At 50.2% G+C, this 20,148-nt stretch carries 23 protein-coding genes and 1 riboswitch; of the genes, 7 read left to right on the top strand and 16 right to left on the bottom strand.

The window, feature by feature from the left end; all coding sequences use genetic code 11:
* Positions 1 to 207: 207 nt before the first annotated feature.
* Both I8U17_RS15195 and I8U17_RS15200 read right to left on the bottom strand, forming a co-directional pair.
* The gene (locus I8U17_RS15195; protein WP_198059743.1) at positions 208 to 1,146 is read right to left on the bottom strand and encodes an NAD(P)-dependent oxidoreductase; all 939 of its coding nucleotides are present in this window, start codon (positions 1,144 to 1,146) and stop codon (positions 208 to 210) included.
* A 15-nt stretch (positions 1,147 to 1,161) separates the two neighbouring features.
* Positions 1,162 to 1,632: a SprT family protein gene (locus I8U17_RS15200; RefSeq protein WP_033101971.1), complete on the bottom strand. Its 471-nt coding sequence runs from the start codon at positions 1,630 to 1,632 to the stop codon at positions 1,162 to 1,164.
* An 86-nt stretch (positions 1,633 to 1,718) separates the two neighbouring features.
* On the opposite strand from I8U17_RS15200, the gene cmpA reads away from it, so the two are divergent.
* Complete coding sequence (gene cmpA / locus I8U17_RS15205; RefSeq protein WP_152568605.1) at positions 1,719 to 1,868, top strand: cortex morphogenetic protein CmpA; 150 nt, start codon at positions 1,719 to 1,721, stop codon at positions 1,866 to 1,868.
* A 67-nt stretch (positions 1,869 to 1,935) separates the two neighbouring features.
* Here the strand turns inward: cmpA and I8U17_RS15210 are convergent, their stop codons facing one another.
* The 12 genes from I8U17_RS15210 to acpS form a co-directional block, all read right to left on the bottom strand.
* Complete coding sequence (locus I8U17_RS15210) at positions 1,936 to 4,089, bottom strand: Tex family protein (protein WP_198059744.1); 2,154 nt, start codon at positions 4,087 to 4,089, stop codon at positions 1,936 to 1,938.
* 279 nt (positions 4,090 to 4,368) lie between these two features.
* Positions 4,369 to 5,154, bottom strand: coding sequence for an RNA polymerase sigma factor SigB (gene sigB, locus I8U17_RS15215; protein ID WP_033101973.1), 786 nt, complete (start codon positions 5,152 to 5,154; stop codon positions 4,369 to 4,371).
* On the bottom strand, positions 5,117 to 5,605 hold the full coding sequence (gene rsbW / locus I8U17_RS15220) for an anti-sigma B factor RsbW (protein ID WP_033101974.1): 489 nt from the start codon (positions 5,603 to 5,605) through the stop codon (positions 5,117 to 5,119). Before rsbW ends, sigB begins: the two co-directional genes overlap by 38 nt.
* The gene (locus I8U17_RS15225; protein ID WP_033101975.1) at positions 5,602 to 5,934 is read right to left on the bottom strand and encodes an STAS domain-containing protein; all 333 of its coding nucleotides are present in this window, start codon (positions 5,932 to 5,934) and stop codon (positions 5,602 to 5,604) included. The genes rsbW and I8U17_RS15225 overlap by 4 nt, the downstream gene beginning before the upstream one ends.
* A gap of 40 nt (positions 5,935 to 5,974) precedes the next feature.
* Positions 5,975 to 6,979: a PP2C family protein-serine/threonine phosphatase gene (locus I8U17_RS15230; RefSeq protein ID WP_198059745.1), complete on the bottom strand. Its 1,005-nt coding sequence runs from the start codon at positions 6,977 to 6,979 to the stop codon at positions 5,975 to 5,977.
* A 225-nt stretch (positions 6,980 to 7,204) separates the two neighbouring features.
* Positions 7,205 to 7,555, bottom strand: coding sequence for a type II toxin-antitoxin system PemK/MazF family toxin (locus tag I8U17_RS15235; protein WP_022738671.1), 351 nt, complete (start codon positions 7,553 to 7,555; stop codon positions 7,205 to 7,207).
* A 5-nt stretch (positions 7,556 to 7,560) separates the two neighbouring features.
* A complete protein-coding gene (locus I8U17_RS15240; protein ID WP_181735445.1) occupies positions 7,561 to 7,812 on the bottom strand; it encodes a CopG family ribbon-helix-helix protein in 252 nt (83 codons plus the stop codon).
* A gap of 251 nt (positions 7,813 to 8,063) precedes the next feature.
* Positions 8,064 to 9,233, bottom strand: coding sequence for an alanine racemase (gene alr, locus I8U17_RS15245; protein ID WP_033101997.1), 1,170 nt, complete (start codon positions 9,231 to 9,233; stop codon positions 8,064 to 8,066).
* Between the two features lie 13 nt (positions 9,234 to 9,246).
* Positions 9,247 to 9,675 (bottom strand): hypothetical protein, encoded by a 429-nt coding sequence (locus I8U17_RS15250; RefSeq protein ID WP_033101977.1) that lies wholly within the window; start codon positions 9,673 to 9,675, stop codon positions 9,247 to 9,249.
* Positions 9,676 to 9,918: 243 nt separating this feature from the next.
* A complete protein-coding gene (locus I8U17_RS15255) occupies positions 9,919 to 10,938 on the bottom strand; it encodes an outer membrane lipoprotein-sorting protein (protein WP_198056446.1) in 1,020 nt (339 codons plus the stop codon).
* Positions 10,939 to 10,979: 41 nt separating this feature from the next.
* The gene (locus I8U17_RS15260; protein ID WP_198059746.1) at positions 10,980 to 12,521 is read right to left on the bottom strand and encodes an NAD(P)H-hydrate dehydratase; all 1,542 of its coding nucleotides are present in this window, start codon (positions 12,519 to 12,521) and stop codon (positions 10,980 to 10,982) included.
* A gap of 72 nt (positions 12,522 to 12,593) precedes the next feature.
* Positions 12,594 to 12,974, bottom strand: coding sequence for a holo-ACP synthase (gene acpS / locus I8U17_RS15265; protein ID WP_033101980.1), 381 nt, complete (start codon positions 12,972 to 12,974; stop codon positions 12,594 to 12,596).
* Positions 12,975 to 13,153: 179 nt separating this feature from the next.
* Here acpS and I8U17_RS15270 point away from each other — a divergent pair, with 179 nt between their 5' ends.
* The 4 genes from I8U17_RS15270 (at position 13,154) to I8U17_RS15285 (ending at position 15,494) form a co-directional block, all read left to right on the top strand.
* Positions 13,154 to 13,666 carry a MarR family winged helix-turn-helix transcriptional regulator gene (locus tag I8U17_RS15270; protein WP_198059747.1) on the top strand — a complete coding sequence of 171 codons (513 nt, stop codon included), beginning with the start codon at positions 13,154 to 13,156 and terminating at the stop codon, positions 13,664 to 13,666.
* Positions 13,621 to 14,598, top strand: a complete 978-nt coding sequence (locus tag I8U17_RS15275; RefSeq protein WP_198056443.1) for a Rieske 2Fe-2S domain-containing protein — start codon at positions 13,621 to 13,623, stop codon at positions 14,596 to 14,598. Before I8U17_RS15270 ends, I8U17_RS15275 begins: the two co-directional genes overlap by 46 nt.
* Positions 14,599 to 14,732: 134 nt before the next feature.
* Positions 14,733 to 15,020 carry an antibiotic biosynthesis monooxygenase family protein gene (locus tag I8U17_RS15280; RefSeq protein WP_033101982.1) on the top strand — a complete coding sequence of 96 codons (288 nt, stop codon included), beginning with the start codon at positions 14,733 to 14,735 and terminating at the stop codon, positions 15,018 to 15,020.
* Between the two features lie 15 nt (positions 15,021 to 15,035).
* On the top strand, positions 15,036 to 15,494 hold the full coding sequence (locus I8U17_RS15285; protein WP_033101983.1) for a hypothetical protein: 459 nt from the start codon (positions 15,036 to 15,038) through the stop codon (positions 15,492 to 15,494).
* A gap of 57 nt (positions 15,495 to 15,551) precedes the next feature.
* Here the strand turns inward: I8U17_RS15285 and I8U17_RS15290 are convergent, their stop codons facing one another.
* On the bottom strand, positions 15,552 to 17,006 hold the full coding sequence (locus I8U17_RS15290) for an amino acid permease (protein ID WP_033101984.1): 1,455 nt from the start codon (positions 17,004 to 17,006) through the stop codon (positions 15,552 to 15,554).
* A 109-nt stretch (positions 17,007 to 17,115) separates the two neighbouring features.
* Positions 17,116 to 17,306: riboswitch (Lysine riboswitch) on the bottom strand.
* A 191-nt stretch (positions 17,307 to 17,497) separates the two neighbouring features.
* Between I8U17_RS15290 and I8U17_RS15295 the strand changes: the two genes are divergently transcribed.
* Positions 17,498 to 17,785: a hypothetical protein gene (locus I8U17_RS15295; protein WP_033101985.1), complete on the top strand. Its 288-nt coding sequence runs from the start codon at positions 17,498 to 17,500 to the stop codon at positions 17,783 to 17,785.
* Positions 17,786 to 18,021: 236 nt separating this feature from the next.
* Here I8U17_RS15295 and I8U17_RS15300 read toward each other — a convergent pair whose 3' ends face one another.
* Positions 18,022 to 18,306, bottom strand: a complete 285-nt coding sequence (locus I8U17_RS15300) for a hypothetical protein (RefSeq protein ID WP_198056442.1) — start codon at positions 18,304 to 18,306, stop codon at positions 18,022 to 18,024.
* Between the two features lie 198 nt (positions 18,307 to 18,504).
* On the opposite strand from I8U17_RS15300, the gene I8U17_RS15305 reads away from it, so the two are divergent.
* Positions 18,505 to 20,139 carry a glycosyl hydrolase family 18 protein gene (locus I8U17_RS15305; protein ID WP_198059748.1) on the top strand — a complete coding sequence of 545 codons (1,635 nt, stop codon included), beginning with the start codon at positions 18,505 to 18,507 and terminating at the stop codon, positions 20,137 to 20,139.
* The last annotated feature ends 9 nt before the right edge of the window (positions 20,140 to 20,148 follow it).

The following is a 20,148-nucleotide window of genomic DNA, read 5'->3' on the forward strand; positions in this document are numbered from 1 at the left end:
TGGATGAATTCGTCCTGAACATAGAAACCTTCCTTCGGAATGTTTTTTTATACCTTTTCAACAAAAAAGGCTGTTGACCTTCTTTGTCAACAACCTCAGCGAATGGATTGGTCTCCATTCGCTTTTTTTCTAGTCAGGCGGCAATGTCATCCCGGACTTCCCCACGCTCCTCATCTGCCGGGAGACGCCACTCCACCCCCATTGTACTTAACTTTCCTCCCCGGGTTGCGCTGGCAAATCATGGTCATTTTCCGGAATAATCGACACGTTTCCCAGCCGTTCCATTACCCTGATCAAACTTTGAGTGCCGTCTTCGCCTCCCCCGTAAGCCTGAACGGAGCGGAGCAACTGTTGAACCAGGGCTGTTCCGGCCAGGGGGAGATCCAACCGTTCCGCTTCCTGCAGGACGATGCGCAAATCCTTTTGCTGAAAGCGGACGGAAAATCCGGGAGCCAGATCTCCTTTGATCACCCTGGGGGCATAGTTAGCCAGTGCCCACGACCCTCCTGCCCCCTGTGTGGTCACCTGGATCATTTTTTCCAGATCAACGCCGCTCTTTCGGGCAAAGGCCAGTGCTTCAACGACCCCGAGCAAATTCAAGCCGCACAAAATCTGATTGCACGCTTTGACCGTTTGCCCTGCTCCCACCGGGCCACAGTGGGTAACCGATTTTCCCATCGCTTTAAACAAAGGCATCGCCTTCTCAACCACGGCCGGGTCACCCCCCACCATGATGGAGAGCGTTCCGTTTCGCGCACCCACGTCCCCTCCGCTCACGGGGGCATCGATCATTTCGACTCCCTTTGCCTTCGCTTTTCCCGCCAGCACCCGGGTTGCATCCGGTGAGATTGTGCTCATATCGATCAGGATGGTTCCGGGTTTCGCGCCCTGCAGCACTCCTTTTTCCCCGGCAATCACTTCCTCTACATCAGGCGTGTCCCCGACGATGGTGATGACCGCATCGCTTGTCCGGGCCAAATCTTCGGGGGAAGAGGCCAGCTTGGCTCCCCATTTTGCCGCTTCTTGCATCTTGCTGGCGCTCCGATTCCAGACCGTTACTTCAAACCCGGCCCTGTAAAGATTGTAAGCCATGGAACGCCCCATGATCCCAAGGCCGATAAAACCGACTTTTCGCAGGTCTTGCATTGGATCTCCCCCTTTTTAATCTGAATTGGACTGGCGCAATTTCAGCGGACCGCGGCATACACCGCACCGGTATTTCCGCAGGTCGACTCTGCGCTGCCGGTAATATACCTGTCGGCACTCAACACAAATCAGGACATATTTCGGCTTCCTGCTTTGTAACGACTGCAGCGCCGGGGCATGGCGCAAGCCCCCGACCCGCTGCAACCAGTATCGGAAATCGGCATCGCGATGCTGGTATCCTTTTCCCTGCAAATGAAGATGATAATGGCACAATTCGTGCAAAATCATCTTTTGAAAAATCTCTTCCCCGTGCTCCTCCAGATAACGGGGATTCATTTCAATCGCATGGCTGCCGAGGCAATAGCGGCCACCGGTGGTTCTCAAGCGCGGATTGAACCGGGCCAGATGGCGAAAAGGGAGGCCAAAATGCTGAAGCGACAGGGTTTCCACCCGCTTTTGCAGTTCCTGATCCGTCCATTTTGCCATCCTGTTCCCATCCTTTCAAAATCGGCTCACCGATCCTCTTTTCCATCATAAAATATTCCGAAAAGCCATAAAAGGGAGGACGAACCATGCCCCAGTGGCTCTATCGGCAACTTCGGCGCGCTTTTCTGGAAAAAGACCGCCGCCAGATCCGCCTGTTAAATCAGTGCTGGTTCCAATATCAAACAAGGGTATGCCAAATTACCTGTGCACGCGAAGTGCCCTCAAGCAGCGAGTAAAGCCTCCTTACGCACGAAACGCGGGAGTGCCGGCTTCTGCTGCCTGACGGGCACTTGCGCTAATATCTCACGACTCTTCCCGTTTAACCGGAATCATGCTCAAACCGACCCGCTCCCGTTCCACATCGACATTGATCACCCAAACATCGACAATATCACCGACCGTGACGATATCCATCGGATTGCGCACGAATTTTTCACTCATTTTTGAGATATGGACAAGCCCGTCATGCTTGAGTCCGATGTCGACAAAGGCGCCAAAATCAACCACATTGCGAACCGTTCCCTGCAAATGCATTCCCTCATGCAGATCTTCCATCTTCAACACGTCCGAACGCAAAAGCGGTTTTGGCAGCTCATCCCGCGGATCGCGGCCGGGCCGGAGCAAAGCCTCAATGATATCTCTCAGCGTCGGAATGCCGCAATCGAGTTCTGCCGCGATTTTTTCCACATCAACCCGTTTTAATTTTTCCTTGCACTCATCACTGCCGATTTGCTCTTTCGTGATTTCAAGCCGTTGCAGCAGTTGGTCAGCCACCCGGTACGATTCGGGATGGATCGGTGTCTGATCAAGCGGATTGACTCCGTCGTGAATGCGCAAAAAGCCGATGCACTGTTCATAGGTCTTCGCCCCGAGGCGCGGAACTTCCTTTAGCTCCTCCCTGCTTTGAAAACGCCCCACCTCGTCCCGCCGCTTCACAATGTTTTTGGCGACCGAGGCACTGATGCCCGAAACATAGCCAAGCAGTGCAGGAGAGGCAGTATTCACGTCAACCCCCACATAGTTCACCGCAGACTCCACTACTGTCGTCAAACTTTCACTCAAACGCTTTTGCGAAACATCGTGTTGATACTGGCCGACCCCCACCGACTTCGGATCGATTTTGACGAGCTCCGCCAGCGGGTCCTGCAAGCGCCGGGCAATGGAAACAGCGCTGCGGCGGGCGGCGTCCAGATCAGGAAACTCTTCTTTGGCCAGTTTGGAAGCAGAGTAAACACTCGCTCCCGCTTCATTCACAATGATGTAATAGACGGAGCGCTTTGCTTCCTTGATCACGCTGGCGATAAACGCTTCCGTCTCCCGGGAGGCCGTTCCGTTTCCGATGGCGATAATCTCAATCGGATACTTGTCCAAAAGCGCCAATACCGTGCGTTTGGCTTCTTCGACTTTTTCCTGGGGCGGAGTGGGATAAATCACGCCGACTTCCAGCATTTTTCCGGTATCCGCCACCACGGCCCACTTGCATCCGGTTCGATAGGCAGGATCGACTCCTAACACCATCTTTCCTCTTACCGGCGGCTGCAACAGCAGGTGACGCAAATTTTCGGAAAAGATGCGGATCGCCTGTTCCTCCGCCTGCTCCGTCATTTGCGCGCGAACTTCTCTTTCGATGGAAGGTGCGATCAACCGTTTGTAGCTGTCCTGTGCCACCGCTTGCAAAAAATCATGGGCCGGAATCGGAAACCAGCGCAGCAGACGGCGATGAATCTCCTCCTCATCCACCGTGATTTTCACTTTCAGAATCTCTTCGCGTTCCCCGCGATTAACGGCGAGAATGCGGTGGGAAGGCATTTTATGTACGGGTTCACTAAATTCATAATACATTTCATAGACGGAACGAACTTCCGGATCTTTTGCCTTGGAAACAAGCATTCCGGTTTTCCAGGTAAATTCGCGCACCCATTTGCGAATTTCCGCGTCTTCGGACAGCTCCTCGGCCAGAATGTCCATTGCCCCTTGCAAGGCCTCTTCGCGTGAGTTCACTTCATTTTCTTCACTCACAAACTCATCGGCGCTTTGCTCGATCTCATCCTGGTCCTCCACTTGGAGCATGATGCGCGCCAACGGTTCCAATCCCTTTTCCCGTGCGATGGAAGCCCGGGTTTTCCGCTTCGGCCGGTAGGGGAGATAGAGATCTTCCACCTCTTGCAGCTTGACGGCCTCCATGATCTTCTGTCTCAGTTCATCCGTCAGTTTGCCCTGCTCATCGATCAGACGGATCACTTCTTCTTTCCGCTGATTGAGCTGGGTGGCATATTGGTATCGCTCTTCAATTGACCGCAATTGTTCCTCATCTAGTTCACCGGTTCTTTCTTTGCGATACCGGGCGATAAACGGAATGGTATTTCCTTCTTCCATGAGTTCAATGGCTGCTTTCACTTGGCGCGTTTCGATGCCGAGTGCGCCGGCGATTATCTCCATCATCTTCAGTTGGTCCATTTTCTTCCTCCTGCTTCTTTCACAAAAAGAAAATCACAGCCAGCCAAAGCATGTTGACGTATGGAATCGTACGGATCAAACCCGTTTTCAAAAATCCCATCCAAAATCAATCATTTGTTCATCAACATACCTGAAGCTAACCTCTATTTTAGCGAACTGACACCGGCAATGCATAAATTTTTGGCCGAAAAGCGAGGCGAACTGATGGCAATTCGCTTAAAGAAATGGTAAAAACAAAAAAAGAGCCCACCTTCTTTTCATCGGTCAGCTCCGTTACACCTATATGACTTCTGACGGTTCCATGCGAATTGCTTGCCGCAGTTTTTGCAAGGCTCTGCGTTGCAAGCGGGAGACGTGCATTTGCGAAATCCCCAGTTTGTCCCCGGCCTGCTTTTGGCTTAAGTTCTCAAAAAACGTCAATTTTAAAATTTCCTGCTCCCGCTCCGTTAACACGGAAAACACTTTTTCCAGGAGGAGCTTGCGGTCGATCTGATCAAAGCCGGCATCATTCGTTCCCACCAGGTCCAGCAGGGTAACCTGGCTGCCATCACTGCCTGCTTCGATCGGACTGTCAACCGAAACAGCATGATAGCTCCGTCCCATTTCCATCGTTTCCAAAACTTCCTCTTCCGTAACTCCCAGATATTCTGCAATTTCCTCCACTTTCGGTGAACGCTGCAATTTCGTCGTCAGCTCTTCCACTGCCGTTTTGATGCGAGGGCCCAATTCCTTGATTCTTCGCGGCACATGCACACTCCAAGTTTTATCGCGAATATGGCGCTTGATCTCACCGATGATCGTCGGCACGGCAAAACTCTCAAAACTGCGGCCGAGCGAGAGATCAAAACGCTTGAGCGATGCAATTAAGCCGATCATCCCAACCTGAACCAGATCCTCGTAGGGCTCCGAACCATGAGCAAATTTAAAAGCCAGTGTTTCCACGAGCTCCCTGAAATGGTCGATCAGCTGGTCTTGTGCCTGCGAATCCTCATCCTGTTGATATTTTTTGATTAACGCTTGCACCTGTTCATCGGTTAGGGTGGAAGGATGTGGACGACTCGACATGAGATTCCACCACGTCCTTTCGGATAAACTTGGTCATCGTTACGATTACTCCATTATCTCCCTTGATTTCAACTTCATCCATCAGCGTTTTCATGAGATATAAACCCAAACCGCGCTCCCGCAGCGAATTCATCGAACGCTCCATCCGGATCGGGCCGGTTCTTTTCTCAACTTCTTGCACGTCAAAACTGGTCCCCCGGTCAATCACTTCGATTTTGAGCCGGTTGGAAAAGATGTTGCAACTTACTTCTATCTCGCCTTCGCCGCCGCAATAAGCATGATCCACCGCATTGGTGCAGGCTTCCGATACGGCCAGCTTCAAATCTTCTATGTCATCGTATGAGAAACCCATGCGATTGGCAATTCCGGAGACCGCTAACCGGGCGATTCCAACGTAATCTGGCTTAGCGGGAATGGTCAAGTATACCAAATCTAAGGGTTTTTCACTCATAGTTGGCCTCCTCCTGCCTGATCTTCAATATCCATAATCTGATTTAAGTTCGTAATCTTGAAAAGCCGGTTCAATCGGGCGTTCATTCCCGTTAAAACGAGTTTTCCAGATGTTGCCCGTTGTGCTTTGTAGGCACCGATGAGCACACCCAATCCCGTGCTGTCGATGTAAGTCACTTTGGAGAGGTTTACTGTAATCTGGCTTCCTCCCTGACACAAAGGCAGCAATTTCTCACGCAGCTGCGGGGCGGTATAGACGTCCACTTCGCCCTCCACCGAGATCGCGATGCGGTTCTCCTTTTCTATTTTTTCATGAATTACAAGATTCATACGTTTTTAACCTCCTCAAAAAAGCGAAGACGGCTGCTGTCTATCCAATCCGTTTTAAAATCAATATCGTTTGATCATCCCGTATCTTGTAGTTCGTCATTTCATAGAGTTTTTGGTGGATTGCTTCCACTGCCTCCTGAGCCGGCATATGAATATATCCCTGAATCAATTGCTTAAGAGTTTCCCGTTCTATAAATTCACCATTCACTCTGCATTCCGTTACGCCATCCGAAAACAACACAATTGCATCATGAGGTTGGAGTGAAATCGTATCCTCCGGGTATTTGGCATCTCTGGACACCCCGAGCACAAGTCCTCGCGTCTTCAAGTCGAGAAAATCTTGTTCAGCCGCTCTGTAAAAGAGTCCCGGCTCGTGTCCGGCTGTGGCATAGCGAAATTGGTGATTTCTCGAATCATATACCCCGTAGACCATGGTGATAAACATACTGGGGTCGACATTGCGCTCCACCACGATATTGAGATCCTTTAATACCTCTGCCGGCGAAAGCGGCTGGGTTCCCAGCCGGTCCATCGCGTATTTGATCATCGACATGCACAGGGCAGCGGGAATTCCTTTCCCGATGATGTCGGAAATGGCGATTCCAATGGAACCCACCCCGTGATCGACAAAGTTGTAATAATCCCCGCTCATCTGATTGGCGGCCACACTGATCACACCGATATCAACTCCTTCCAGGGAAGGGGTTTTGGAGGGAAGGAGCGTTTGCTGCATGCCGACAGCCACTTCGATCTCATTTTCAAGCTCCCGCTGGCGATTCATCAATTTCTCCCGTTCCCGGTAAGCAATCCCATAACCGATCATCATTTCGAGCAACAGATCAAAAGATGCTTTCACTTCGGCAGGCAAGTCGGGGAACAGCGATTTCATCGTCCGCACGTGGGCATTTACCACCTCGTCAGGGGGAATCCGCTTTTCCATAAACCATTTGGAAAGTTGTTGCGCACTGTACAAATGATCTTCCTTGCTCGTTTTCACATAGGAAGCGAGCAGCTTTTCATACAATTTTTTCAAATGAATATCCATAGAAAGGTCCCCTTGATCAGCCGTCAATTAGAAAAACCTCCAAGTTGATTTCCTTTGAGACCAGACGGGCATGTAAAAAGATAAAATCAGAAAATCTATTTGCAAATTTTCGCAGCTTGTCTTTCTCTCTCATATGAACTGATTTTGAAACTAAAATATCATAGATTGCCGCAGAAATGAATAACACACCAACACAAAAAAGAGAATGGAAAAAAATCCATTCTCCTAAAAATCGATCATGCCCAAGCTGATCATCAGGGCCTCATTTACACGACTCATCATCTCGTCGTCCAAATGAGTGATTTTATCCGTCAATCGCTGTTTGTCAATTGTACGAATTTGCTCCAGCAAAATAACAGAATCACGGTCAAACCCATAAGCTTTGGCATCGATTTCCACATGTGTAGGCAACTTAGCCTTTTGGATTTGGGCTGTAATCGCGGCGACGATCACGGTGGGGCTAAACCGATTGCCAATATCATTTTGAATTACCAAAACAGGCCGAACCCCACCTTGTTCGGATCCGACCACAGGGGAGAGATCTGCGAAATAGACATCGCCACGTTTAACAATCAAATCGGTTACACCCCGCTAACCAATCGATCCAAAGTATCTTCAGCCTCTTCCTCCGCTACAAATGCCTCAGAAGCAATGTTGAGATTGATGCGAGCCATTTCCATATAGCCTCTTTGCATCATTTCGCGGATGAGACGTTTTTTCCGCTCCTGGAGATACATTTTCATCGCCTGGCGAATAAACTCGCTGCGATTTGAGTTATCTCGCGCAACCATACCATCCACTTCTTGAAGCAAATTTGTTGGCAGGCTGATCATGATTCTTTTTGTACCGGACAAATGAAGCACCCCCAACCAATCATCACCGTTAACATTTCCCCTATCAATACTACCATTATGCCGAAGATGTTGCAAAAATATACTTACTTACAAGCAATAAAAGTAAGATGGAAAACAGACATAGTTAAATTTATTCGTCCGGAAGGCTAAAATTCCTTCTCAACCAATTGTAATACTAAAAAAGTTGCCGAATGTCCAGTCTGCCAGCTAATTTTCAGCAAATCGACAACCTAAAAACGCAAGCGGTTGACGATTTCCACTACTTCTCCCTCTTTTCGATAAACCCGGGGAATGCGATGGCTGAGCGTACTGACCACTTCATAGCTGATTGTCCCCAACAGCTTGGCAACTTCATCCACCGTGATACATTCACCATACTGCTCTCCGTATAGCACCACCTCATCCCCGATCTCAACCGGCATGGCATTCGTCACATTTAACATCAACTGGTCCATGCAGACACGGCCCACGATCGGAACTCTCCGCCCCCGTACCAGGGCAAATCCGCGATTGGACAGATGGCGGTTCACACCATCCGCATAGCCGACCGGAACAGCGGCAATCCACTCGTCACCGTCCGAGATATAGGTTTTGCCGTAGCTGACGCCCGTTCCTGCCGGCGGCTGCTTCAAATCGGCAATCCTCGTTTTCAGGGTGAGAGCAGGGCGAAGATTGACGGCAGTGCGGTTCACCTGATCCGACGGGTAGTAACCGTAAAGGCTGATCCCGACGCGTGCCATGCGATATGCATGATCGGACAAGTCGATCGCGCCGCCGCTATTGGCAATATGAGGAAGAGGAATCGAAATCCCTTCCTTCTCCAAGCGGTTTAAAACCTCGGCAAACCGCCTCTCCTGGTACAGAGCATACTCTTTATCCGCCTGATCGGAAGTCGCGTAATGGGTAAAAATCCCTTCGACCTCGACCGATTTCAATTCCAAGGCCCGTTTGACAAAAGCGACTGCTTCATCAGGGAACAATCCCAACCTGCCCATCCCTGTATCCAATTTTACATGGACGCGCGCCCGGATTCCCAACCTGGCCGCTTCCCGTTCAATGGTTTGCAACGATTCGTGATGGTAGACGGTAAGGGTAAGTCCGGCCTTCAGCGCTTCGGCAACGGCATGATCCGGTGTCAATCCCAACACCAGAACCGGTGCCTCTATGCCCGCCCGGCGCAACTCGATGCCTTCATCTTCAAAAGCAACCGCCAAATATTCCGCTCCCGCCTCAAGCGCGGTTTTCGCGACCTGAACCGCACCATGTCCGTAGGCATTCGCCTTTACCACAGCCATGATTTTGACATCCGGGCCAAGATGGCGGCGGAATTCTCTGACATTATGGGCGATTGCATCCAAATCCACCACCACGACCGTGTCGCGCCCGATCTTCGTTTCCATTGTTTCCTTCGTTTCATAACAATCCACGTTTGACCACTTCCAATTGACCATTAAGTGCACCAAGGAACGCATCACTAACCAGAATGGCTATCTTTCTGCTCCCGAATAAATAAACATAAGGCAAGCCGAACTCCTGTTCCAAATCTCTCAGCGGCAGCACTTTTTTTCTCTTGCCCCAACAGATTTCCAACCGGTCCGGAAAAAGAAGATAATGCGGACGAAATAAGAACAGATAAATGGCCGGCGGCAGGAACAGAGTGATGAGAATATCGGCAACCAGCCCCATGATAAAACCGGAACTGCGCGGCGGACAGGAAAGCCACACCGCTCCGAGTCCGAGCAGAAAGATCAGGGATTCAAACAGACGCATCCGTTTGCTCTTGCGAAAGAGAAGCACCTTGTAGGAAGAGCGCTCCTCCCTGACCAGCTGCTGTTTGGCCATACATTGTCATCCTTCTGCGTTTAAGTCTCTGGCAACTATCCTGTATTATATCAAATCTTTGCTGAAATATCCGAGAAAAATACGGCACAACACGGAAGATGAGAGCATAAGCATCCGCAAGGGGGAGTTGCCCCCCTGACCTGCCATGCGAACATGGGGAGGTTAAGAAGAAACACGACCTTGCCGGAAAACAAACTTGAACAGAAAAATGGACAGCCTTTGACGGTGTCCACTTGTGATCCTTTATTTTGCCGGCTGGTCGTACAGGGAATTGGCGATTTTAATCATTTCCGATTCTGCCAGATCTCCCAGCAGCTCATAGTCGACCCCATCGTACGTCCAGGTGAGCCGTTTCCGATCGCCCATTTCCAAAAGTACTCCTACGGTCTGCACCAAATCGACCGGTTTCCCCATGATCGGCAGACTGGCAGCAATCTCCTGAGTACGGCGTTCCGTCAGGGTAAAGGATTTCTCGCCTTTAAACCGTAAAACGGCCACCGGACCATTGGGTGTTTGAATGGTCTGCTCATTCGCCAGCCGGATTCCATCAGGAACATAACCAGGAATCACGGAGGATATATCCTGCTTCTCCTGTTTTACTGCTGCCAATGCCTGTTTTGACTGGGACGGCATCGGCTGTAAATTGCGCTGCGTATCGAAAGCATCTTTGTCAAAATGAGCATCGGGCTTAAACCGGTCAAAGCTGACCGTCATCAACAGGTCATTTTCTTGATCCAGCACATCCACTTTCTTGGGGTTCAGATCATGGTCCAACCAGATCCTCTGTTTGACCGCCTGCTTGTTAAACGGATATTTGGCGACAACTTCAAAGCGGTAATCATTTTTCCCGGCCTGAAACTGGCGGCCCTGGTCATCGACAATGCTTTGCAACAGCGTTTGGTAAATATAGATTTGCCCGCCCGTATACGGCCAATCGCTTTGAAAGCGGAAGCTCTTTTTCAAACTTGGCGATAAAACGTACACACCCTCATCATTTCTCAACAAAATCTGCGCGGTATTTTTCTTCAAATTCCGAAGGGCCACACGGTAATACCCGGGCTTTTTATACCATACTTCCACATCGTATTCCTGTGGTTCCTGCCCTGATAAAATCGCCATTTTTCCATGGCTGATATAAGACTCGAGATCCTCGGAGCGCTTTGATAAATCGCTGACCACATCTTTGGCATCTTTCGTCCCGCATCCGGCGAGCGGCAGGATCAAAAGCCCGAGCAGGACAAAGATCCAGATCTTCCGACACATTCAAATCCGCCCTTTCGTCAATTTCCCGGGAAATGTGTCGGCTAGTAAGGGACAGTCGTCGATCTCACCCGGGCTATCGCCCGGAGCAGGTCATCAACCATTACACCATGAGAGGAAGGCCCGGCGATTTCCCCCGCTTTCCCATGCAAATAAACGGCCATCGGCACCGCTTTTTCAGCAGGAATGCGCTGGGCGAGCAGAGAACCGATCATTCCGGTCAAAAGGTCGCCTGAACCTGCTTTGGCCAGAGCAGGGCTTCCGGTGGGGTTCAGTACCTGCTTGCCATCCGGAAAAGCAATTACGGTATATCTCCCTTTTAAAACGACAAACATATCTGTTTTCAGTGCCAATTGCCGGGCCACTTGATGACGCTGGACTTCGACTTCTGCTGTGGAGGAACCGATCAGGCGAGCCATTTCTCCCGGATGCGGGGTCAAAATCGTGACGGCTCCCTTTTTTCTCCGCCGGAATAAGGAAGGATGCGCTGCCAGAATATTCAAGGCATCTGCATCCAAAACGAGAGGTACCTCCACTTCCTCCATCAGCTGGCCAAGCCATTGTTCTTCACCGGCAAACCGGCCCAGCCCCGGACCAACCGCCACTGCGGAAAAGCGCTCTCGCTTCTCCTTCCAAACGTCTGCGCTGCCTGCGTCGAAAACTTCCTGCCCCGGCCAGCTCCAGATCAGCTGCTGTGTCACTTTGGCCGCCAATGCCAGCCGTTCCGATTCCGGCACTGTTAAGGTGACATAACCGGCCCCCATGCGATAGGCCGCTTCACCCGCCATCACCACGGCTCCGAGCATTCCCCCGGCCCCGCCGATCACGTGTAAATGCCCATAGGTTCCCTTGTGCGCCCATTCCTGTCTCGGCTGTGCATACTCCTGCCACAGACAGGGAGTATTCAGTCGCGCCCGCGGTTCCCTTTCTGTTTTCTCATGACCGGAAAAAATCCCGATCTCCGCCACTTTCAGCTTCCCGCGCACGTTTGCTCCCGGACGTAAATAATGACCCCATTTCGGATACTGGAATGTGACCGTCAAATCGGCCCGCACAGCTTCATTTTCAATCGCTCCCGTATCGGCATCGACACCGGAAGGGAGATCAACGGACACCACAAACGGAGATGGTGTTTGATTCAGCCGGCGAACCACCTCGTCCATCGGCGGCCGGAGTCCCCCGCGCGTTCCTGTTCCAAGCAAGGCATCGACGACGACGGTTGCTTCAGCCAAGTGACGGAACAATCTCTCTTTTTGCCCGTCCGAATAATGCCACACCGGAGCATAGCGACAGCAAACCTGATAAAAAACGCCGGCATCCGCTGACATTTTTTCTTTGGAACCTATGAACCACATATGCACCTTCCAGCCGCGATCGAGCAGATGGCGGGCCACCACCCAACCGTCCCCGCCGTTATTTCCTGCCCCGGCAAGCACGGTGGCCGTTTTCGGCTTTGGAAATCGAAGGAAAATCTCTTCCGCGACCGCTCTGCCGGCATTCTCCATCAACACGATCCCCGGCAGGCCGATCTCCTCAATGGTGTAGCGATCCAGTTCGCGCATTTCCCTGGCGGTTACCAGATACACGTTTGTCCCTCCTAACCGCGTTATATATGTATGTCCACCCAAAAAGAGTTATGATTCAATTGCCGGAAACCCCTAGAGCACAACTTCCTCAATCACCGCCATCGCCATCGCATATTGCCGGCTGTGCGAAATGGACAAATGTACGGCAATCTCCTTATCGGCAAAGATGGCTGCGAAAGCAGATTCGGAAAGAAAAACGCAGGGTTTGCCCTTATGATCATTGAGAATCTCGATATCCAAAAAGGAGCAATTCCCGCCGATCCCGGTGCCAAGCGCTTTGGCCACCGCCTCTTTGGCGGCAAATCGTCCGGCGATATATTCCAGTTCCCGCCCCGGTTGTTCCGGCTTCAACGTACGTTCGCGTTCAGTCAGAATCCGTCTGGCAAGCCGGTGAACGCCGATCTCTTCTATTCGCTCCAATTCCACCAAATCAGTTCCAATGCCTCTGATCACTCATTTCACATCCTGCTTTCAGATTATTACCAGTATACCACGGGAAACTGCCCTGCTTTATCCTTTTCCGCAGAGCTGATTCGGTGCAAAAATTGTTTTTTACAAAAACGTTTGTTGTACAAACATTTTTTATGATAATATTCTTGATGACACATCGACTTCCGAAGGGGTGAGATGAGTTGACAAAGGAAACCCTGCCCGATCTCTTGACGAATTCGCTCGGCTTTAACTTTGGCCGTTTCGCGGCAATTGGAAGAAAGCTTTTTCATCAGAAGCTGCTGCCTCTCGGGGTGGATGACACCCAGTTAAGCGTGCTGGCGATCTTAAATGAAAAAGGTCCGCTCGTTCAGGCGAGATTAAGCGATTACTTGGGAATCGATAAAGCGACGATGGTCAGTTTGGTCAATGCCTTAAAGTCGAAAGGCCTGGTTTCCAAAAAACCGCATCCTTCCGATCGACGCGCACACCATGTTTATATTACCGATCGCGGTCAGGAAACTTTATGGCAAGCTTGGGAGATTTCCCAGGAGTTCACCGACGAATTATTTTCCGTCCTGAGCAGCGAAGAAAGAGCCATGCTGATCGACATGTTGAACAGACTGTACCATCATTCCGTCGAACTTCAAGAGAAAGGGAGAGATGAAAAGTGTCAAAACCCACCCAACCCACATTACCTTCCGACACATCGGTAGTGCCCAAGGCGTGGTATGCCATTGCCTGGTCAAGCGAATGCAAAGAAAAACCGATTAAACGAAAAGTGGCAAATATCGATTTCGTTCTGTTTCGCAATAAGGAAGGACAAATCCAGGCCGTTCAAGCGTATTGCTCCCACCGTGGCGCTGATCTGTCAACGGGAAAAGTAATCAATGGCTGTGTGCAATGCCCGTATCACGGGTGGGAATTCAGCGGAGATGGGAGATGCCGGAAGATTCCCGCTCATCCCGAACGGGACATTCCCGACTTTGCGCACATCCAATCGTTCCCTGTACAAGAAAAAGCCGGCATGATTTGGATTTATCCTGATTCTTCAACGAAAGCGCCGGATTTACACCTCTTTCCGATTTTAGAGGAGCCGCAGTTTGTCTACAGTCCTTACCAAATGGTGTGGAAGGCCCATTTGACAAGAGTGGTGGAAAGCGTACTGGATGTGGCGCATCTCGCTTTTGTTCACAAACAAACCATCGGAAAAGGCCTGTCTCCCGAGATCAATGATCTCTCCTTTCAAGCGGAAAAAGATGACATCCATTTTCAAAAAGGAACCAATCGCTTTCATTACCGTTTTCCAAACCAATGGATTCAATACTTGGGAAAAAACGAAACCAAAATGTTCACATTTGCCACATTCACTCCGCTGGATCACGAAACCACGGTGATTTTCAGCCAGATCGGGCGGACCTTTGCCAAACGGGTTCCCTTCATCGGAAAATATTTATCTCATTTTGGCCTTCGCGTTTTAAAGGAAGATCAATTAATAGTGGAAGGCCAGCATCCCCGTCCCATCCCGGAAGCTTTGCGAATGGAAGCCCATGTGCCATCTGACGGCGTCCAAGTCCGCTTTCGCCATCGTTGGTATCAGTTTTTGAAAAACGAAACGGAGCACCTGCTAGTGAGAGGAAGCGAATAAAAATATTCGGAAAGAACCGAATCATCCTCTTTTCATTTGCTGATTCCCTTACAAACGTTTTCATTCAAAGAAAACGTGATATAGTATGGAATAGAATTGGCTTTACCCATCTGATCATGCTGGGAGGATCTTCCATGTACCAAGTAAACAACCGGATTGAAATTACTTCGCCGGAACATCTGCAAACCCTGAAAGAGCGTTTTGCCAACGCTCCGCAATCGATGACACGCGTTCCCGGATTTGTTTCCTTCCGTTTGCTGGAGGCGGAGGACGGATCTCATGTCATTGCCGAAACTGTTTTTGCTTCAAAGGAAGATTTTCTGGCCTGGATTGAAAGCGATCATTTTAAACACGCCCATGGCGGTCGCAGCGGTGACCCTGGACGCCCTGAACTTGCCCGCTATTATGTGGCGATCACGTAAAAGGAGCGACGATTGATGAATGCATATTCCCTGGTTCTCTTTGTCCATGTATTGCTCATCGCCTCCTGGTTCGGCGGCATTTCCTTAATGGCCATGGTCCTCCGGGATGCCATCCGTTCCAATGAAGGCGGAACGATGGCCCGGGCAATCAGCCGCGCCCAGCGGTGGAACCTGACCATGTTTGTCCCGACGGCCCTGTTGGTGCTCATCAGCGGAATGTATCTTCTGTATGTACAGTTGACCTTACATAACGAAGCGCTGTGGCTGATGGTAAAAGAGCGGTTCGGCAGCCTGTTTGTCATTGTTTATATCCTTTACATCGTTTTCTACGGAAGAAAAACGCTGAACCAGGTTCAGGCTGCGGAAAACGAGCCGGAGAAGGCAAAATCCCTTTTAAAACGCTACATCATGGTACTCAACATCTCCCTTCTCTGCATGGTTGTGCTTATTTTCTTCGTCACCACCAAAATTTAACGCCCAATGCAAAAGAAAACGGCAGGTCGCACGATGTCGACTTGCCGTTTTCCGATTTCACTCCCCATTCGATTCCAAATCCACTTCTTTTAAAGGAATCACTTTTGTTTTTTTCACCCATTTATAGCCGAGCCACAGCAGGATAAACAGCGGAAGGCCGATATACGAGACTAAAATGCCGTTCCAGTCAATCGTATTTCCGGTAAAAGCCTGGTAATTTTGCCCGACAATCACGATCACGCATAAAACGAGCGCGAAGAGCGGGCCGAACGGGAACCATTTCGCCCGGTAAACCAAGTGGTTCAGATCACGCCCCTGCGCAACATAAGCCCGGCGAAAGCGGTAGTGGCTGATCGCAATTCCCAGCCAGGCGATAAACCCGGACAGCCCGGAAGCGTTCAGCAGCCAGATGTAAATTTTCCCCTGACCGACCAGCGAAGCCAGAAAGGCAACAGCCCCGACTGCTGTCGTCAGAAGCAACGCGAAAACTGGAACACCCCGACGGTTTACTTTGGCAAAGAGTTTCGGCGCTTTCCCTTCTTTGGCCATTTGCCAGAGCATCCGCGTCGAAGCATACATTCCCGAGTTGCCTGCGGACAGCACGGATGTCAGGATCACCGCGTTCATCACCGAGGCGGCAAACGCCAATCCGGCTTTTTCAAAAATGATCGTAAACGGGCTTTTGGCGATTTGGTTTACGTCACCGCCGACCAAATTCGGATTGGTATAAGGAAGAACAAGTCCCATCACTAAAATCGCCAATGCATAAAACAACAAGATTCGCCAAAAGACCTGACGGATGGCTTTGGGAACATTTTTCCGCGGGTTTTCACTCTCTCCGGCGGCCACACCGACCAGCTCCGTCCCCTGGAAGGAAAATCCGGCGATCATAAATACGCTTAAAATCCCGAGCCACCCATGATGGAAGGGAGCGTCGTTGATCGTGAAGTTTTTAAAGCCGATCGCTTCTCCGCCCATAATCCCGAAGATCATCAATAAACCGATCACGATAAAAATGATAACCGTTGCCACTTTAATAAAAGAAAACCAATATTCCGATTCCCCGTATCCCTTTACGGACAATGCGTTCAATCCAAACATCAGCAGGAGGAAAAGGGCGCTCCACAAAATGGACGGCGAATGCGGAAACCAATAATCCATAATCAATGAGCCCGCCGACAGCTCAACAGCAATGGTAATCGCCCAGTTATACCAGTAATTCCATCCCATCGCAAATCCCAGCGCCGGATCGACAAACCTTCCGGCATAGGTGCTGAATGACCCCGCAACAGGCATAAACGTCGCCATTTCCCCCAAGCTGGTCATCAGGAAATAGACCATGATCCCAATGGCGAGATAGGCGACAAGCGCTCCACCCGGCCCCGCCTCCGAAATCGAAGCCCCGCTGGCCAGGAACACTCCCGTGCCAATCGAACCGCCAATTGCAATCATGGACAGATGTCTTGCCTTCAGCCCTCGTTTAAGTTCTGGTGACCGGTTTTGTTGACTCATAAAATCAAACACCTTTCATTATTTGATCGCGAGGTGGCTTGGGCAATAAAAAAACCGTCCCAATGCTCTCGTATTGAACGGACGGTTTGAGTGAACCCACACTCTACCCCCGCAAGATAGCGCACCACGTTTCCCGGGAAAGAAAACGTGACAGTGCTGCACCTGTTCGGACACAGCCCCAACCCGGACGCCCGGAGCCGGCAACCGGATTTCGGCGGCTTTTCCTTTCATTTGCAGTCATCAGTCAATCTCCGAACCTCGCACAAATTACTCTTAAAAGCCGCGACCTCTACCTCACCGTAGGATCGATGAGGGTGACTATGCACTTGTTCCATACGTCCTTTAGTATAGTAAAAAGTCAAAAGATCAACAAGGGAAATATTTGCTAGCAAGGAAATCACCGTAAGGTAAAGGACGCCGCCGGCAGAACAGGTTGTATTCATTTTTGATTTATCCTTTATAATGAAAAGAAGCAAAAGGAGGGAACCCCGATGGAAAAGCGCAAACGACGAATTCGCGAAAAAGCGAAACAAATCCATGATCAGTTGAAAAAGAAAGCGAATCTGGAAGAGATTTATCATACAAAGAGTTATTGCGAACAATGTGAAAATCAGGTTTGGCCTTGGGAAATCCATGTGGTGGAACAGCCCGATGGCACGGAAATGTGGGCCTGCCAAGCCTGTGTCAGGGAACATAACTTCCCTCTCTCCGAAAAGGAACATGCACTTGAGTTCGAAGCAAGACGCATGGCCGCCAAATGGCTGTTCCTGCGTGCGTGAAAAGGTTTACCCGGTTCAACAGGATTGTTCGCGTTGTAGCGCGGGATGGATGGCGATAACACTGCTTCACCCCCCCGGCGGCAATGGATTGCCATAAAAATCAGTGACGACACCTCCCGCCTCCTCTGCCGGTTTTTCCCTGCACCAGAATCGCGGAAGATGCACGCCGGCAAAACCAGGCGGTCAGTGCCGGGAGATCATCAACCATTGGACACCATTTCGCCCTCAGCCGTGGATCATCGCATCACGCTCCACATCACGGAGAACGGCAGTTGCCCTTGCCCAAACAGAAAGCGGTTACAAAAAAGGGCATCCCGCCAATCAGGCCGGTCAACCACACATATCCATTTCAGCAATTCGGTTTTTGCACAATTCCCTCTTTTATCATGCACCTTGATTTCTTCCGCCGAAAATCGCTCCACGACGCCGCTTGTCCCCGTTGCCAGATCATTCAGACTACTAATCTCCCAAAGAGATTCTCTTCTTTCCGCAGATCGTTTCCGACCATCCGCCTGCTTCAATTCCCCGTTGTTTCAAACAAAACTCCCATAAACAGGGAAACAACCAATTATCCCCTTCATTTGTGAAAATAGTTAGAAACTTCTTCTGTTAATCTTTAATTCTAGTACAAAAATATATAAAATCCTATTGCGGAAGAAAATCGTATTTTATTAGCTTTGACAAAGAAATTAAACGTCATCCGTCAGAGGGGAGAGACTATGGAGAAAACAAAGTTTTCACGACTTGAAGCCTTTTGGCAAAAAAAGGCGATGCTGGTCAACGCGACCGCAGCCTTGGTGCTTGTCAGCGGTGGGGTTTTGCTCACGTCCGGCTGCAGCCAAGAAGCAGCTGCACCGGAAGCGAAAGCCCCCACAGCCCATGTGCAACATGAAACCATCCAGGATGATTCAGCCTCATCCAACGATGTGGCAGATGTAACTGAAGTGACGGATATTAAACCGTTGCCGAAAAAAGAGAGTCAGTATGTGGAAAACATCTTGACCCATCATAACGTTCCACAGGTAAATCCGAGTGAGATCAACAATTCCGGTGCTTCTCATTCCGGGAGCTCGGCAAACGGCAATGCGGTCTCCCATCATACCGATAACAGCACAAGTCCGGCCACCGGCAACACAGCGCCAACCACACCGAAAACGGGTGACAGCCAGCATGTAAACCAATCTGCACCCACAACGAAACCGGCATCACCGGCGCCGGGCAAAGAGCAAAACCAGCAGCAACCAGGAGATAAACCGGTTGAAAAACCGCAACAACCCGGCACGGACAACCAACAACCATCCAACGGTTCGACGCAAACCCCGCCGGCAAATGACGGCGACACATCCAATCCGTCTGAACCTTCCAATCCTGCTCCTTCAAAGCCGGAGCAAACGGATGGCATAGAGACAACGGCATGGTTCCCGTTCTGGAGCACCAACTCCGGAAATCAGATTTTGTCTTCACAATCGCTCGATTCCATCAACCTGTTTATGTACGAATTACAGGCGAACGGAGATGTGGGCTATATGCAATATGCCAAAGCTCCTGATCCAAACACTTTGGCTCTCGCCCGCAAAAAAGGCACAAAAATTTATGCCACCGTCGCCAATACCGACGGTTGGAGCGATGTGAACAAAGCGGAAGATGAACTCCATAATCTCATCAATACACCGGAGAAACGGAGCCAATTAGCCGATAAACTCCTGGCCTTCACTCTTAAAAACAATTATGACGGCATTGATCTGGACCTGGAAGTGATCCGGGGAAGCGACCGCGACAATTTCTCGGCGTTCGTGGAAGTATTGGCACAGAAAATGCACCAGAAAAACAAAAAAGTGCTGGTCTCCGTTTATCCCAAAACATCCTATGGCGGCTGGGACGGCCCAATCTCCCAAGACTGGCAACGTCTCGGCAAAGCTGCGGATGAATTGGTGATCATGACCTATAACTACAGCATGAACAGCCCGGGACCGGGTGCTCCGCTCGATTGGATCAGCGATATTGTCAAATACGCCAATACCCAGGTGCCCTCGGAAAAAATTTATTTCGGTTTGCCTTCCTACGGTTACCTGTGGACCTCTGACGGCAAACGCTCCTCACTCTCTTACAGCCAGGCACAAAATCTGATCAAAACCAACCATGCCAAAGTCGTACGCGACAAGAACGGGGAGCCGACCTTTACCTATACATCCAACGGGGTGAAATACACAGGCTACTACCAAGATGCGATAAGCTGGCAACGGAAAATTGAAACGATCAAGCAAGGCAATCCTCACATCGGCGGCATTACCGAATGGTATATCGGTGCAGAGGATCCTGCCACCTGGAATATGTTAAAAACCGAATTAAAATAATTATTCCCT

It is taken from the genome of Thermoactinomyces sp. CICC 10521, assembly GCF_016055135.1.
In the GTDB taxonomy this organism is placed as follows: Bacteria; Bacillota; Bacilli; order Thermoactinomycetales; family Thermoactinomycetaceae; genus Thermoactinomyces_A; species Thermoactinomyces_A daqus.